The organism is Glutamicibacter sp. NPDC087673, assembly GCF_044743255.1.
In the GTDB taxonomy this organism is placed as follows: domain Bacteria; phylum Actinomycetota; class Actinomycetes; order Actinomycetales; family Micrococcaceae; genus Glutamicibacter.
Genome location: NZ_JBIUWB010000001.1, coordinates 481829 through 495861, shown reverse-complemented (window position 1 = coordinate 495861; position 14033 = coordinate 481829). Strand labels below are relative to the sequence as shown.

Here is a 14033-nt window from a genome sequence, read left to right as displayed (position 1 = left end):
TGCCATTTCCTCTTGGATCTCGGGTGGATTCTGCCATTGTTCCGGTTACGGCCCACCCTATCGGCAAGAGCGCCCTATGCCGTGTACCCATGCTTACGGCCGGTCAGAAAGTGCCTGCAGAAGTTGCTGGAATTCTGGGACGTTCAGCCGCGCAGGGCTTTGCCGTGCGGCGACTTCTATGGGGACAGAAAGCTGGCCCCGATCATAAGGAGAGAGATCATGAAATGCAGGCTGATCATGCGTGCACTTTCGGATTCATCCAGCCTTCTGGCGGATTTGCCGATGCCTTCGCGCATTGCAGTGCAATTCAGAGCTTCGGATTCATGAGCGTCGAAGAAGGCCAATCAGTCGAATACAAGATTGAAGCGGGACCGCCGAAGGATGCCGTGATGGGCGATGAGGATCTGGCCGGCAACCACTCGCTGCTGAGGCTGCTCTGATTTGGATTTCACTGCCACTATCGCGCCTGGAGTCTCGGACAGGATGGCTGCTGCAGGACACTGTTGTCCTCTTGGGATTGCCGCATTCTCGCCTGTCGATAATGCGTATAGGCCCAGCCGCGTGGCACCGGGGAAACTGGCAGTAGGCCCTGTTTCTGCAGGGATGTGCTGCTTACCGAAAGGACGTCATCGTGTACTTTATTGTCGTTAAATTCAAAGTCAAGCCGGATTGCTCAGACCGCTGGCCGGATCTGGTGCGCAGTTTCACCGAGTCAACCCGTGCGGAACCAGGCAACCTTTGGTTTGATTGGTCGCGCAGCCTTGAAGACCCCAACGAATTCGTTCTGGTTGAAGCCTTCCAGGACGACGCAGCTGGAGACCACGTGGGCAGCGACCACTTCAAGCAGGCCATGATCGACATGGCGCCGGCCCTGGTTGAAACTCCGCGCATTGTCAGCCGGCAGATCGAAGGCGATACCTGGGACCGCATGGGCGAATTGGAAATCAGCTAGCAACTTTTGCGATGAACCCTGAAATTGCTGGGGCAAGGCCAGCGGCAGCTGCGACTCATATTGAAGTTCCCAGCTCACCTCGACAAGATGGGGTTATGGGATATAACGATTCACTAGCTGGCCTTGCTTCAGTTCAAAAAGCATTCGCCTTGCTGGACGTGGTGGCCGCGCATAACCGGGGTATGGCTGCCAAGGAGATCGCTGCAGAACTGCAGATGCCCTTGCCTACCGTTTATCGCCTGCTCAAGACCTTGACCCTGTCGGGCCACCTGGTCCACCTGCGCGATGAAGGGCTCTATGCCCTGGGCTACAAGCTTCACGCCCTGGATAACTCGCTGCGCCGGCAGGTAGGCACCCCGCCTTCGGTGGCGCGCTTGATCCGCGAATTGCATGTGCGGGCCGATGCCGCCGCCTACTACGCAGTGCACCGCGGAGAAGATATCGTGGTGGCCCACGTCGTTGAGTCGCCACTGCGCCCGCGCATCACCCCCATGGGCTTCGGGTTCAACAATGGTGCCCATGCCACCGCCTTCGGCAAAGTGCTGTTGGCGGCCATGGATGCCGAACGCTGCCACGCCTACCTGGACAAGCACGGCATGCCCGGGATGACCTCCGCGACCATCTGCGATCCGCAGGTCTTTGCCGCAGAACTGGACGCCGTACGCGAGACCGGCATTGCCATCGAACGCGAAGAATTCATCCGAGGCGCCTCCTGCATGGCCGCCCCGGTAACCACGGGCGCCGGGCAAGTCATCGGATCGGTGGCAGTTTCCATGGACCCGGCCGAATTCCAGACCCGCCACCGAGACGTCTCCGTCCTGCTGCGCGATGTGGCTTCGCGGGTGAGCCGCGCGCTGCGGGGCACCTCGATGCTAGGCGCAGCTTGCGCCGACTAACGAGGTGCCCGGACAGCCTACAACTTGGCCTGGGCCATTTGCTCGACGATGTACTCGGCCTGGCGGATGGCCAGCGCCACGATGGTCAAGGTCGGGTTGGCCGCGGCTCCAGTGGTGAATTGCGAGCCATCGGAGATGAACAGATTCGCAACATCATGGGCCTGGCCGAAAGCGTTGACCACCCCGTCTTCAGGACGCTGGCTCATTCGCGCCGTACCGAGATTATGCGTCGACGGGTACGGGGGAGTGTGGTGCGTGGACCGCGCGCCCACTGCCTCGAAGAGCAGTGAACCCTGCTGGTAGCCGTGCGTTCGCATGGCGAGGTCATTGGAGTGGTCGTCAAAGTGGACATTCGGCACCGGCAGGCCCAAGCGGTCGCTCACCGTGTTGTTCAGCGTGATTCGATTGCTTTCCTGCGGCATATCCTCACCGGTAATCCACATGCCCGCAGTGTTCAAGTAGTCGTCCAGCAGCGTAGTGAATTCCGGTCCCCAGCCGCCGGGCTCCACGAAGCTGGCGAGGAACGCCGGCCCCAACGCGATGGTTTCCATGTAATAGCCACCGCAGAATCCGCGATCCGGATCATGGCGGGATTCGTCGGCAATCAGCCCGGCCATCGTCTCGCCCCGGTGCATGTTCACCGGCTGGTCGAACTTGGCATAGACGCTGCCGGTGGTGTGGCGCATGTAGTTGCGGCCCAGCTGGCCCGAGGAGTTCGCCAATCCATCGGGGAACAGCGGCGAAGCTGACAGCATCAGCAAGCGAGGGGTTTCAATGGCGTTGCCGGCCACCGCCACGATGCGGGCTTTTTGGCGCTGCGGGTTCCCTTCGGAATCTATGTAGATGATTCCGTCCACCTTGCCGGCAGCAGTATGGGTAACTTGAACAGCATGCGATTCGGGACGCAAATCCAGCAGGCCGGTGCGCAGCGACTTCGGGATTTCCGAGACCATTGTGGACCATTTGGATTTGTTCTTGTCGCCCTGGAAGTTGAACCCATCCTGGATGGATGCTGGGCGGCCGTCGTAGGGTTCGGCATTGGTTGCGTAGGGCCCTGTGGCATACTGGCGGTAGCCCAGGCGCTGGGCTCCATTGGCAAAAACCTTGTAGTTGTTGTTGGCCGGCAGCGCGGGACGCCCGTGGCGGTGGGTGCTGCCCATCTTCTGCTCGGCACGGTCGTAGTACGGTGCCAAATCGTCCAGGGTGATGGGCCAGTCCAGCAGGTTGGCCCCGTCGACCCGGCCGTAGGTGCTGCGCGCCTTGAACTCATGTGCCTTGAATCGCGGGGTGGCCCCGGACCAGTGGGTGGTGGTGCCTCCGACCGCCTTGACGATCCAGGCCGGCAGATTGGGGAAGTCGCGGGCCACGCGCCATGACCCCGAGGTGGTCCGCGGATCCAGCCAAGCCATCTGGTTGAAGGCGGCCCATTCGTCTTGGTGGTAGTCCTCATTCTTCAGATACGGGCCGGCCTCCAGCATGACCACCTTGACGCCCTTGGAAACCAGCTCATGGGCCAAAGTTCCGCCGCCGGCGCCGGAGCCGATGACGACAACTACCGAGTCGTCGTCATGGTCGTGCACTGCCGATTGCTCTTCGGTGCTCATCGGGTTGTCCCTTCCTCGAGGATTCCTGAATCACCCAGGACGTTGTCCACGGGCTTGCTGCTGGTTTCCGGTGCGTAGGCTTTCACGGCGTAGGGAAGCGGGCCCTGGTCTTGTACGGGCTCTCCGCTTTCCTCGATGCGCGGTTCGGGCAACCAATTCAGATCATTGAAACCGCGGTTCACGTAGCCGCCCTTGGAGAAGGATTCGCCTTCGTAGCCCAGGGCCTGATGCACTTCGGGGTCATCGTAGAAATTGAGGACTACGGTGCGGCGGATGAAGGCGAAGAACTCCAGATCCGCGATGCGCTTGAGCACCGCCAGTGCACGGTCATCGGGAAGATCCAGGAAATGCTCTTCGCTGAGCGTATCGAGGGTCATCAAGCCCTGGGCCAAAGCCATGCGGAACCAGCTGGATTCGGCTGAAGCCTCGATGATTTTCTCTGTCATGCGCTCGTAGGGCCCATCCGGGAACTGCGGGTGCGGAAACGAAACCCGAATGATCCGGGTCAAGATCCGCCGAGCCTCATCCGAGAGCTCCAGGGCGTTGAGAGATGAATATTTTGCTGGGAACACCATTGTTGTCACCTCGATTATTAGACGGTTAGGTCAGTTCCTGCGCTGATTCTGCAGGGAAACCGGCAGTGAAGCCTTACTTGGATTATGTAGTACACGTCACAGTGCTGCCAGCGTCGTTATCGGCTAGTGAGAATGGCCCGGCAACGCGCTCGGCGCCACGTTGCGGGCATTATCGCTCTGCGAGAACGAAGCTATCCCCGGAGCGAGCGCGGGCCCCAAGCTGGGCAGACTCGACGGGCCAAGGGGCCGCTTCAAAGTCCGAGCAGCATCTAACAGGAGGAATCACCATGGCAGGATCCACCGCAGGGGTCGCACCCATCACCGGAGCAGGACGAGGGATTGGAAGGGCCATCGCCGAGCGCCTGGCTGATGATGGGCAGGACATCATCGTTGCCGATGTCCCGGGAGCCCAGGAGAACGTGGATGAGGTCATCGCCGCCGTCCAGCAGCGCGGGCGCCGTGCGGTCGGGGTAGCCGGAGACGTGTCGAACCCCGAAGACGTGGAACGGATGATCAAGGAGGGCACCGAAGCCTTGGGCGACCTGACGGTGTTCGTGGCCAACGCCGGCATTGCGCAGGTTGACGAGATCCTGGACGTGAAACCCGAGGCGTTGGACCGCATGCTCGACGTGAACATCAAAGGCGTCTTCTATTCCTACCAGCTGGCGGCCAAGCGCTTCATTGAGCAGGGCAGCGGCGGGAAAATCATTGGCGCGGCATCCATCGTTGCTTTCCGTCCGTTTCCAATCCTCGCCTCGTATTCGGCCACCAAATGGGCGGTGCGAGGACTGACCCAAGCGGCCGCCATGGAGTTCGCCAAACACAACATCACCGTCAATTCCTATGCGCCGGGCGTGGTGGGAACCGCGATGTGGGATTTGATTGACGAGCGGCTCACGGCGCGTGAAGGAACCCCGAGGGGCAGTGCCCTGCAGGCGCAGGTGGACAACATTCTGGCTGGCCGTGTTTCCGAGCCGGAGGACGTCGCCAAGCTGGTGAGTTATTTGGCAGGGCCGGACTCGGACCACATGACTGGCCAGACTGTCTTGATCGATGGCGGCATCAACTTCTCCTGACGCATGGGCATTGACGAGGTTCGTCATGGAGCACTGTAGCTCCGCGGCGAACCTCTTCGCTGTTGGGTGAGCCGGCAAGCGGCCGGCTCAGTGCCCACCGCCCAGGCATTTGCGCATCTTCAAGCAAGCGGTAGTCAGCCCTTCGACGTCCGCATTCTTGGGATCCGTGCCTGACGATGACGAAATTCTGCGGGTCTTCGGCCTAGTTGAACTGCGTGTCCAGGTCGTTGGAAGAAGCTAAGAGCAATACGCCAGTGAGCCACGCCCGTCAGGAGCCGCCGAAGACGGTAGCGCCCGGAAATAGAGCTTCTCCTTCTTGGGCGCCATGCGCCGGACCAGCGTATTTCGCGGACTTAAAAGAAGCCAATGGATCTGAACCGAAGATACAGGTTTGTTGAATCTCCGGCATGGCCGATCAGCTCGGCTGCCGGTAATCTTGTGAAATCTCTATGCAAGAGCAGGGGATTGGGCAAACAATTGTACGGTTCAACCAATTTGGCGCGCAGCATGCCGGATAATTGATGGAACACAGCAGGCCGGAGGAAGATACTCCGGTCGGAAGGGAATGATGGACGCTTCAGGCGACAGTAGATCTCATAGTTCCAACCCTCTGCCCGGAAGGCATGCCGGCCAGGCTCCGCAGGTCAGGGGGTGCATGTAATTGGAATGGATCTCGCTACTCATAGCGCTTCTCCTCATTCTCGGTTGCGGATTATTCGTTGCCGCTGAATTCGCGCTGATCACGGTTAACCGGAATCAGGTCAAGCAGGCCGCCGCGAACGGCGACCGCCGTGCCTCCGGTGTCCTCAAGGGCATGGAAACATTGTCCACCCAGCTTTCGGGCGCCCAGCTGGGCATCACGCTGACCAACCTCGGCATCGGCTTCCTCGCCGAGCCGGCCATCGCGGCCCTGGTCGTCGGGCCGCTGCAGGACTTCGGCCTCGACGAAACCCTGGCCCGCTCGGTCTCCATTGCCATTGCGCTGATCCTGGCCACCATCTTGACCATGGTCTTCGGCGAATTGGTTCCCAAGAACCTGGCCATTGCCAAGCCTTTCGAAACTGCCAAGGCCGTGGTGGGGTTCCAGCGCGGCTTCAGCGTCGTGACCAAGCCCTTCCTTTCATTCTTCAACGGCAACGCCAACTGGATTGTCCGCCGCTTCGGCATCGAGCCGCAAGAAGAGCTGGCCTCGACCCGTTCGGCCGAGGAACTGGTGGCCTTGGTGGGGCACTCGGCCCGCGAGGGACTGCTTCCCTCGGAAACTGCCGAAATGCTGCGCCGGACCGTGGCCTTCGGCAACCGCCGGGCCCATGATGTGATGACCGCCCGATCGCGGATGATCACCGTGACCGCCCAGGAGACGGTGCACGAAGTGCTGGAGCTTGCCGCGCGGACCGGGCATTCCCGCTTCCCGCTGGTGGACGAGGGCGGGCACCGCGTGCTGGGCATGGTGCACATCCGCGCCTTGCTCGCCATCCCCTACGCGCAGCGGCAGCAGTCCGCGGCCGGGGACAGTGCAGAAGATGCCTTCCTGGTCCCGGATACCATCGAGCTCGATGAGCTGATGGACCAGATGCGCAACGGCGGGCTGCAACTGGCGGTACTGATCGACGAGACCGGCGACGTCGCCGGGATGCTCACGCTGGAAGACCTCGTGGAGGAAATCGTCGGCGAAGTGCGCGACGAGCACGACCCGGAGGATTCCACCATCCAGGTGCTCTCCGGGAACTCCTGGCGGCTGGATGCGGCACTGCGGCCGGATGAGGCCAATGAGCTGCTGGGCTGCCAGATCCCCGAGGACTCGGACTACGAGACCTTGGCAGGACTGCTGACCGTGCAGCTGGGCAAGTTCGGCGAGGTGGGCGATGTCGTGCGCCTCATGGTCCCGGGCGAGCCCGGTGGACCGCATAAGGAACTTGAATTCACCATCCACGCCACCGATGGGCAGCGGATCGCCAGTGTCGATGTGACGGTGTCCGAGCAGGCAGAAGGGGAGGACGCGCGATGAGCGACCTTATGGGAATTCTGGTGACGGTCGCGCTGCTGGCAGCGAACTTCTACTTTGTCGGCGCCGAATTCGCGCTGATCTCCGCACGCCGGAGCATCATCGAGCCCAAGGCCATGGAAGGCAGCCGCAGCGCCAAGATGACGCTGTGGGCCATCGAGAACGTCTCGCTGGTCATGGCCGGTGCCCAGCTGGGCATCACCGTCTGCTCGCTGGCGCTGGGCTATGTCACCAAGCCGCTGGTGAAGTACGCGGTGGCCGGGCCCTTCGAAGCCATCGGCGTTCCGGCAGGCATGATCGACGCGCTGTCCTACGCGATTGCGCTGATCGCGGTGACCTACCTGCACGTGGTGCTCGCCGAGATGGTCCCCAAGAACATGGCCTTGGCCGGACCCGAGCGCATGGCGCTGATCCTGGGCCCGAGCATGGTCATCCTGGTCAAGGTGCTGCGCCCGGTGCTGTGGCTGATGAATGCCATGGGCAACCTGGTGCTGCGGATTTTCGGCGTCGTTCCGAAGAACGAAGTGGCCAGCACCTTTACCCGCGACGAGGTCTCTTCCATGGTGGCCGAATCCCGGGAGGGAGGCCTGCTCGATGCGCATGACGAGCAGCTGCTGCTGGGCGCCTTGCACTTCGATGCCCGGAGCATCGAGTCCGTGGCGATCAGCTTCGAGGAGGTGCAGACCTTGCCGGTGGATGCCACGATAGAGCAGATCGAGGCGGCGGCCGCGCATGGCTTCTCGCGCTTCCCCCTGGTGGATGCCGGCGGCACCCCGGTGGGCTATGTCCACGTCAAGGACGTGCTGGGCGCCGACGCGCAAGCCCGGACGCGGCCGCTGCAGCCCAGCGGCATCCGCGAGTTGCCGTCCTTCGGGCAGCAGCAGAGCGTGCGCACCGCGCTGCAGGAAATGCAGCTTTCCGGAGCCCATTTGGCCCTGGTGCGTGATGGCGAAACGGGCAAGGTCACCGGCATGGTGACCTTGGAAGACATGCTCGCAGAGCTGGTCGGCCAGATCAGGGACGAGCACCGCAGCGCAAGCTAGCCGCGCAAGCCGGACAATAAAGCACCGGGCAGGGGCTGGAGGCAGGATGGGACATCTCGGGCCTCCAGCTCTGCTCGTCCAGGGCATCACGGCGCCTTGGCATAGGGGGAATCCTGCGCGAGAGCGCCATCGCCGCCCCGAGCGGTGCGAAGCCCGTAGCCAGCAGCTATTCGACGTCGGACTGAACATGGCTGCCAGGAGAACGTGAACTATCCTTCCCATGCGGCCCAGAGCTGGGCATAGCGCCCACCGGCTGCCAGCAATTCCCCATGGCTGCCATCCTCGATAATCTGACCGTGCTCCATCACAATGATCCGGTGGGCCAAACGCGCTTGGGAGAGACGGTGGGCAATCACCAAGGCGGTGCGCCCGGCAGCCAGCGCGGCGGCGGCCATGTCCAGGGTCCGCGAGTTGCTGGAACCGGACTCGGCCGTGGCCTCATCCATCACAATGATGCGCGGGTTGAGCAGCTCAATGCGGACCAACGCCAGGTGCTGTTGTTCGTGGGCCGTCAATTGATGCCCATCGGAGCCGAGCAGGGTATCAAGGCCTTCGGGCAGTGCACTAATCCAGCCAGCGTGACAGGTTTCCAACGCCTGCTGAATCCGGGCATCGGTGCACGGCGCCGTGGATCCCAGCAGCAGGTTCTCCCGGACAGTTCCCGCAAAGACATGGGTCTCCTGCGAAATTAATGCGATGTTGCGGCGCAGGGTCGCGGTGTCCAGGGCGGCCAGCGCGGTTCCATCCAACGCGGCGGTGCCTGAGCTCGGCTCGATGACGCCGGACAAGATCTTGGCTGCTGTGGATTTCCCGGCGCCGGTCGAACCGACCAAGGCGACGCACTGGCCATCGCGCAGATGCAGGTCGAGATTGCCCAGGACCTGCGGGCCGGTCTCAAAACGGTGGCTGACACCACTTAGAGTCAGTCCCTCGGCAGGGGAAGAAGCTGAGGGAACCGCGGATCTGGCCAGCGGGGTGCGCCGAGCGGCCAGCAACACTCCGGTCACCCGGCGCAACGCGATCCCCGCTTCCTGGAGCATGTCGAACAAGGTGACCACCTCGGAGATCGGGTCGAACAGCCGATGGTAGAGCAGGGCCGCGGTGGTGACGGCGCCAACCGTCGCGGCATCGGTCTGGACCAGGAAGAACCCCGCGGTCAGCAGCGCCGCCATGGTGATGAATTCGGCCCGGTTGTTGCGTGCGAAGTAGCGGGTCAGCATGCGGAAAACCCGGTCCGCGACGTGGCGTGAATCGTCGCTTGCGTGTTCAAGGGCATCGATTTGCGTTTGCGCCCAGCCTTGCGAATGCAGCATAGCCCGGCCATGGAATGCGTTCAAGAAGGTATTGGTGCGTCGAGCGAGGATCTCGCGTTCTTCGCGGTAGAGCGGTGCGCTGCGTGGCAGGTACCAGCGCAGCGAGAGCAGGTACATCGGGACAGCGATCAGCCCGGTGAGCCCCAGCACCCAGTGCAGGGTGAACAGCCCTGGAACCGACAGCACCAGCAGCGTGCCGGCGGACAACAACGCGGGCAGCAGCCAGGCTACTGCCTGGGAGATCAGGCGCGAGTCATCCGAGACACGCGAGACAAGCTCGCCATCACCGGCGCGCTCCAGGATTCCCGACTCCAGGTGGAGCGCGTGCTCTACCGCGTCCTCGCGCAGCGTGGCCACCGTCGGCTCAGCAATGCGCGCGTACAGCACCCGGGCGTACCAGGTCAGCAGCGTGCCGCCGAGCAAGGAGACGGCAATGGAGGCCAGGCACCACACCAGGGCGGAGCCCGGTGCGCCGGTGCCCAGCGCATCCACCAGGATGCCAATGGCAAACGGCGGGACCATGGCCGTTGCGGAGGCAGCCAGGGTGATCACGGATGCCCAGGTGATCAGCAGGCGGTGCGGGCGAAGCGTTCGCCGCAGTGCCCGCCAGGCCGCAGCGGCGCTGGCGGTCGGCAGGGCGGGAGCGGAGGGTTCTGCCCGGTCGTGAACAGCGCTCATCGGCCGACCACCTTTTCATAGGTCGTATTTTCTGCAAGTGCGCGGTGGGTGGAACGCGTGATGCTTCCATCGGCCGCGAGGAAAAGCACCTCATCTGCGGCATGCAGCAGGGTGGGGGATGTGCTCAGCACCAGCAAGGTGCCTGCCCCGGCTCCGTTGCTGGCGGCATGCGCGCGCAGTTGGACCAGGCCCTGGGCGATGTTCGCCTCGGTGACCGAATCCACTGCGCTGGTTGGATCGTGCAGCACGCGCGCCAACGGTCCGCCGGATAATGCGCGGGCCAGTGCGATGCGTTGACGCTGTCCGCCGGAAAGGTTATGTCCACGGCCCTGGACCTGGTGTTCGAGCCCATCGGGCAGCGTGCCCAGCAGCTCGTCGACGCCGCTGGCGCGCAGCAGCAGCTGCAGGGTCTGCGGGTCGGGCAGCGCTGCGTCGCCCACAATGTTTTCCTTCACGCTGCCCTCGATGAGGTGCGCCTGATGCGGGGCCATGCGCAGCAGCTGCGGCAGGTAGGCGGGATCGATCTGCGCGGCGTCGATTCCATCAACCAGCAGCCGCGCGGCAGCCGCCGCCGCTGTACCTTCGCGGACTGCCGCGGTGCCAGGATTTTCCGAGCCTTCGCTGAGCAGCTTGGCCAGCCGGTGGCGCATGCTGTCGTTGGCGCAGACCAGCACGGTGAACCTGCCGGGCACGAAAACCAGCGGGCGTTCGCCAAGCCCGGGCACATCCAAGGCAAGTGCTGCATCCGGCTGGGCCGCCGGACGCCGGGTTCCGGGTTGCCGCCCGCCGTCGGCCAGCAATGCGGCAACGCGATCCGCCGCGGCGATGGACCGGGTGCCGGCTTCCACCGTTGAGACCAGGGTGCCCAGCGGCGTGGACAAGAACTGGGCCACGCCCAGCACACCCAGCAAGGTGCCGATGCCCATGGCTCCTTCAGCAACCTGCCAGGCGCCCAGGCTGGCGGCGGACAGCAGCACCAGCCCCGAGATCAATACCTGGGCGCCCTCGATCCGTCCGGTGGCCGAAGCGGAGGCCACCCCCGCGGTGGCGGCGCTGCGGCTGGCGGCACGGTAGCGCTCGGATGCCTGGTCCTGGCCGCCGATGCCACGCAGTACCTGGACTCCTGCCATGAGATCGGCGGCCGCCGCGCCGGATGCGGCGATATCGGACTGCAACCGGTCGCTGGCCCGGCTCAATCTGGGGGTCAGCCAGCGCAGGGCGGCCATGCCCAGTGGCGTGATGGCCAGCACCGCCAGGCCAACCCAGAGGTTGGCCCAGAGCAGGTATCCGGCGCAGACCAGCAGGCCCGCCAAGGCGCTGAAGCCCAGGGAAGCCTGGCGGATGATCGTCGCGGTGACGGTGGTGTCCACCGAGGTGATGGCAGCAATTTCCCCGGGCATCCGTGCGGTGGCAGGCCGATAGCCGGGGTCCATGACATGCTCGGCGATCCGGGTTCGCATCAGGTGCACCTGGCGGTTCATTCCGGAGTTGCCCAGCCGTGCACCCAAGCGGTAGCCGGAGGACAGCATGAGGAAGCACAGGCCGAGGGCGGCGAGCCACACCACCAGCAGCGGCAAGCTCTGCCCGGCGATGGCGTGGTCGATGGTGGCACCGACCAGCGCGGGGACAAGCGCTTCGCCCGCTGTCCAGCAGGAAAGGAGGGCGATGGCGCCGATGATGCGGCCGCGTTCGGCTCGCAGCATGCCGCGCAGCAGAGTGCGCCCGGTGAGCGTAGATGAGGACATGCTACCCATAATATGCTATTAATTATGTTCGTAACTCACATAGGTTAGCCTATGCTCAGTGCCAATTCGTGGTGCGCTCCGAAGGACATCGACGTCCACGCACCCGCAGGCCGAACGTTAAAGGATCACCCGCATGACCCGCAAGATCACTCGCACTTTGTTGGCCCCGGCCGCGCTGCTTGCCGCCACGGCCTTGGCCCTGACCGGCTGCGGCCAGTCCTCCGAGGCCTCCCAGGCGCCATCGTCCCCGGCGGCCGAAGGAACCCCGCTGAAGACCGTGGACCCGCAAGGCCACGAAGTTTCGCTGGACCAGCAACCCGCCGCAGCCCTGGGTTTCTACACCACCGACGTGGATATCCTGACCATCCTGGAGGTGCCACTGGCCGCTGAACAGCCGATTCGCGGCGACTCCGGCTTCACTACCTTCCCGGACTACTTCGACCAAGAAGCCTTGGAGGGGGTCACCCCGTTCGCCAACTACTCGGAATTCAACTACGAGCGCGTCCTCGGCGCCGCCCCGGACTTCATCCTCAACGGCCTAGGGTATGACGCCGAGGTGCATGAGAAGCTCGCGGCCATTGCCCCGACCTACACGACCAACGCCTTTGACGGCGAAACGTGGCAGTCGCACTTCGAGCGGACCGCCAAGGACCTCGACCGGCAGGCCCAGTACGACCGGTGGCTGCAGGACTACCAGCAGGCGGGTGCCGAAGCCAAAGCCGCTATCGACGAAGCCGGAAACGGCGACCTGACCGTCGCCACCCTGGGGTACTGGGATGGCAAGGTCAACGTCGACTGCTACGCCTACCTCGAATGCGGAGTCTTTGACACCATTGGCCTGGAGACCACCGAGATGAGCCGCGAAAAAGGCCTGTCGCTGAGCTTGGAGGAACTGGACCGGCTCAAGGACGTGGACGCGGTGTGGATGTCCACCGGCGTTGGCGAGGATGCGAAGGCCGAGCTGGACAAGTCCATCGCCTCCATGGCCAAGTCGCCCTACTGGAAGGATCTGCCCTTTGTGAAGAATGAGCGGATCTACACCTACAACATGGAAATGGCCTACGGTTCGCCGTCGGGCGCCACAGCGTTCCTGCAGCAGGTCCGCAGCGACCTCGCCGGATAATCCAGCCATGGCCGCATCCGTCCGGCCCCGTCAAGTTTCCCGGCCGGACGGATACGGCCATTGCCTGCGCCTGAGCGCAGCTCAACCACCCCTCCTGCGTTCGCACTTCAAGCAGCCGACGCCCCCAGATTCAGGATCCTTTCATGGAAATTTTTGAAGCAACCGTGCAATCCACCCGCCTGCTCTCGCCTACGCTGAAGCGGCTGCGCTTCGCGGTGCAGGGCTTCACCAGCACGGGGGTCGGCGACGAATATGTTCGCCTGTTTTTCCCGCATACCGAGGACCGCAGCCTGCTGTGCCTTCCGGTCGCCGATGGGGATACCTGGCGCACGCCTCCGGGGCAGCCGGACGCGCCAATGCGCACCTACACCATCCGCGACTGCGGCGAGGGGTGGATCGATATCGATTTCGTGGTCCATGACGGAGGCATTGCCGCCGCGTGGGCACTGGCCGCCGAACCAGGAGACCGGATCGGCTTGAACTCACCGACCGGGCTGTACGATTGCCCGCCGGAAGCAACCTCGCAGGTGCTGATCTGCGACCTGACCGGGCTGCCGGCCGCGGTACGGCTGGTGGAACTGACCGGTGAACGGGTGCGCACCGAGCTGGTGGTGGAGATCCCGGATGAGGCCTCGCGCCTGGACCTGTCGGGTTTGCCGAACCTGGGCGTGCAGTGGATTGTGGCCGGAAACGGCGTGGCCCCCAGCGTGTTGCCCAAGGTGGCACGCAAGGCGGTTGAGGCGGCGGCCGGAGCCGATCCTCGCCCGTACGTCTGGGTGGCCGGTCAGTCCGCGGCGCTGCGTGAGATCCGCAAGATGCTGCACCGGGAATTGCGGTGGCCAAGCACCCAGTACAAGGTGATCGGCTACTGGGTCGAGCAAGCCGAGAAGTGGCGTGCCCAATGGGATGCATTGGATACCGGCACCAAGGCAGCACTTGATGCCCTCTGGGACAGCTTCGAGGACCAGGACGAGGCATTGATCGCATACGAGTCCGAACTTGCACGCCTGGGGCTCTGAGCAC

Annotated in this window: 12 protein-coding genes; 8 read left to right on the top strand and 4 right to left on the bottom strand. The window is 63.6% G+C overall.

The genetic code is table 11. The annotated features are described in order from the left end of the window. The first annotated feature begins 23 nt into the window (after nucleotides 1-23). The 3 genes from ACIOTL_RS02335 (at nucleotide 24) to ACIOTL_RS02325 (ending at nucleotide 1848) form a co-directional block, all read left to right on the top strand. Nucleotides 24-440 carry a cold shock domain-containing protein gene (locus ACIOTL_RS02335; protein WP_400341599.1) on the top strand — a complete coding sequence of 139 codons (417 nt, stop codon included), beginning with the start codon at nucleotides 24-26 and terminating at the stop codon, nucleotides 438-440. 191 nt (nucleotides 441-631) lie between these two features. After that, complete coding sequence (locus tag ACIOTL_RS02330; RefSeq protein ID WP_105658946.1) at nucleotides 632-952, top strand: putative quinol monooxygenase; 321 nt, start codon at nucleotides 632-634, stop codon at nucleotides 950-952. Nucleotides 953-1047: 95 nt separating this feature from the next. Beyond that, a complete protein-coding gene (locus ACIOTL_RS02325) occupies nucleotides 1048-1848 on the top strand; it encodes an IclR family transcriptional regulator (RefSeq protein ID WP_105658947.1) in 801 nt (266 codons plus the stop codon). A 17-nt stretch (nucleotides 1849-1865) separates the two neighbouring features. On the opposite strand, the gene ACIOTL_RS02320 is transcribed toward ACIOTL_RS02325, so the two are convergent. Both ACIOTL_RS02320 and ACIOTL_RS02315 read right to left on the bottom strand, forming a co-directional pair. After that, entirely contained in the window at nucleotides 1866-3452 is a 1587-nt protein-coding gene (locus tag ACIOTL_RS02320; RefSeq protein ID WP_400341597.1) for a GMC family oxidoreductase, read from the bottom strand. Continuing rightward, nucleotides 3449-4027, bottom strand: a complete 579-nt coding sequence (locus ACIOTL_RS02315; RefSeq protein ID WP_105658949.1) for a hypothetical protein — start codon at nucleotides 4025-4027, stop codon at nucleotides 3449-3451. Before ACIOTL_RS02315 ends, ACIOTL_RS02320 begins: the two co-directional genes overlap by 4 nt. A gap of 287 nt (nucleotides 4028-4314) precedes the next feature. Between ACIOTL_RS02315 and ACIOTL_RS02310 the strand changes: the two genes are divergently transcribed. The 3 genes from ACIOTL_RS02310 (at nucleotide 4315) to ACIOTL_RS02300 (ending at nucleotide 8151) form a co-directional block, all read left to right on the top strand. After that, the gene (locus ACIOTL_RS02310; protein ID WP_400341595.1) at nucleotides 4315-5103 is read left to right on the top strand and encodes an SDR family oxidoreductase; all 789 of its coding nucleotides are present in this window, start codon (nucleotides 4315-4317) and stop codon (nucleotides 5101-5103) included. Between the two features lie 661 nt (nucleotides 5104-5764). Further along, complete coding sequence (locus tag ACIOTL_RS02305; RefSeq protein ID WP_400341594.1) at nucleotides 5765-7111, top strand: hemolysin family protein; 1347 nt, start codon at nucleotides 5765-5767, stop codon at nucleotides 7109-7111. Then, the gene (locus ACIOTL_RS02300) at nucleotides 7108-8151 is read left to right on the top strand and encodes a hemolysin family protein (protein ID WP_400341593.1); all 1044 of its coding nucleotides are present in this window, start codon (nucleotides 7108-7110) and stop codon (nucleotides 8149-8151) included. The genes ACIOTL_RS02305 and ACIOTL_RS02300 overlap by 4 nt, the downstream gene beginning before the upstream one ends. A gap of 209 nt (nucleotides 8152-8360) precedes the next feature. On the opposite strand, the gene ACIOTL_RS02295 is transcribed toward ACIOTL_RS02300, so the two are convergent. Next, a complete protein-coding gene (locus ACIOTL_RS02295) occupies nucleotides 8361-10142 on the bottom strand; it encodes an ABC transporter ATP-binding protein (RefSeq protein ID WP_400341591.1) in 1782 nt (593 codons plus the stop codon). Next, entirely contained in the window at nucleotides 10139-11887 is a 1749-nt protein-coding gene (locus ACIOTL_RS02290) for an ABC transporter transmembrane domain-containing protein (protein ID WP_400341589.1), read from the bottom strand. Before ACIOTL_RS02290 ends, ACIOTL_RS02295 begins: the two co-directional genes overlap by 4 nt. A 133-nt stretch (nucleotides 11888-12020) precedes the next feature. Here ACIOTL_RS02290 and ACIOTL_RS02285 point away from each other — a divergent pair, with 133 nt between their 5' ends. Then, nucleotides 12021-13010 carry an ABC transporter substrate-binding protein gene (locus ACIOTL_RS02285; protein WP_400341588.1) on the top strand — a complete coding sequence of 330 codons (990 nt, stop codon included), beginning with the start codon at nucleotides 12021-12023 and terminating at the stop codon, nucleotides 13008-13010. A 143-nt stretch (nucleotides 13011-13153) separates the two neighbouring features. Then, nucleotides 13154-14029, top strand: a complete 876-nt coding sequence (locus tag ACIOTL_RS02280; RefSeq protein WP_400341586.1) for a siderophore-interacting protein — start codon at nucleotides 13154-13156, stop codon at nucleotides 14027-14029. Nucleotides 14030-14033: the final 4 nt, after the last annotated feature.

Excerpts from the sequence above, each read along its gene's own strand:
- ACIOTL_RS02285 (WP_400341588.1), top strand. The coding sequence starts at position 12,021 with ATGACCCGCAAGATCACTCGCACTTTGTTGGCCCCGGCCGCGCTGCTT.
- ACIOTL_RS02310 (WP_400341595.1), top strand. The coding sequence starts at position 4,315 with ATGGCAGGATCCACCGCAGGGGTCGCACCCATCACCGGAGCAGGACGA.
- ACIOTL_RS02315 (WP_105658949.1), bottom strand. The coding sequence starts at position 4,027 with ATGGTGTTCCCAGCAAAATATTCATCTCTCAACGCCCTGGAGCTCTCG.
- ACIOTL_RS02280 (WP_400341586.1), top strand. The coding sequence starts at position 13,154 with ATGGAAATTTTTGAAGCAACCGTGCAATCCACCCGCCTGCTCTCGCCT.
- ACIOTL_RS02300 (WP_400341593.1), top strand. The coding sequence starts at position 7,108 with ATGAGCGACCTTATGGGAATTCTGGTGACGGTCGCGCTGCTGGCAGCG.
- ACIOTL_RS02320 (WP_400341597.1), bottom strand. The coding sequence starts at position 3,452 with ATGAGCACCGAAGAGCAATCGGCAGTGCACGACCATGACGACGACTCG.
- ACIOTL_RS02290 (WP_400341589.1), bottom strand. The coding sequence starts at position 11,887 with ATGTCCTCATCTACGCTCACCGGGCGCACTCTGCTGCGCGGCATGCTG.
- ACIOTL_RS02325 (WP_105658947.1), top strand. The coding sequence starts at position 1,048 with ATGGGATATAACGATTCACTAGCTGGCCTTGCTTCAGTTCAAAAAGCA.
- ACIOTL_RS02295 (WP_400341591.1), bottom strand. The coding sequence starts at position 10,142 with ATGAGCGCTGTTCACGACCGGGCAGAACCCTCCGCTCCCGCCCTGCCG.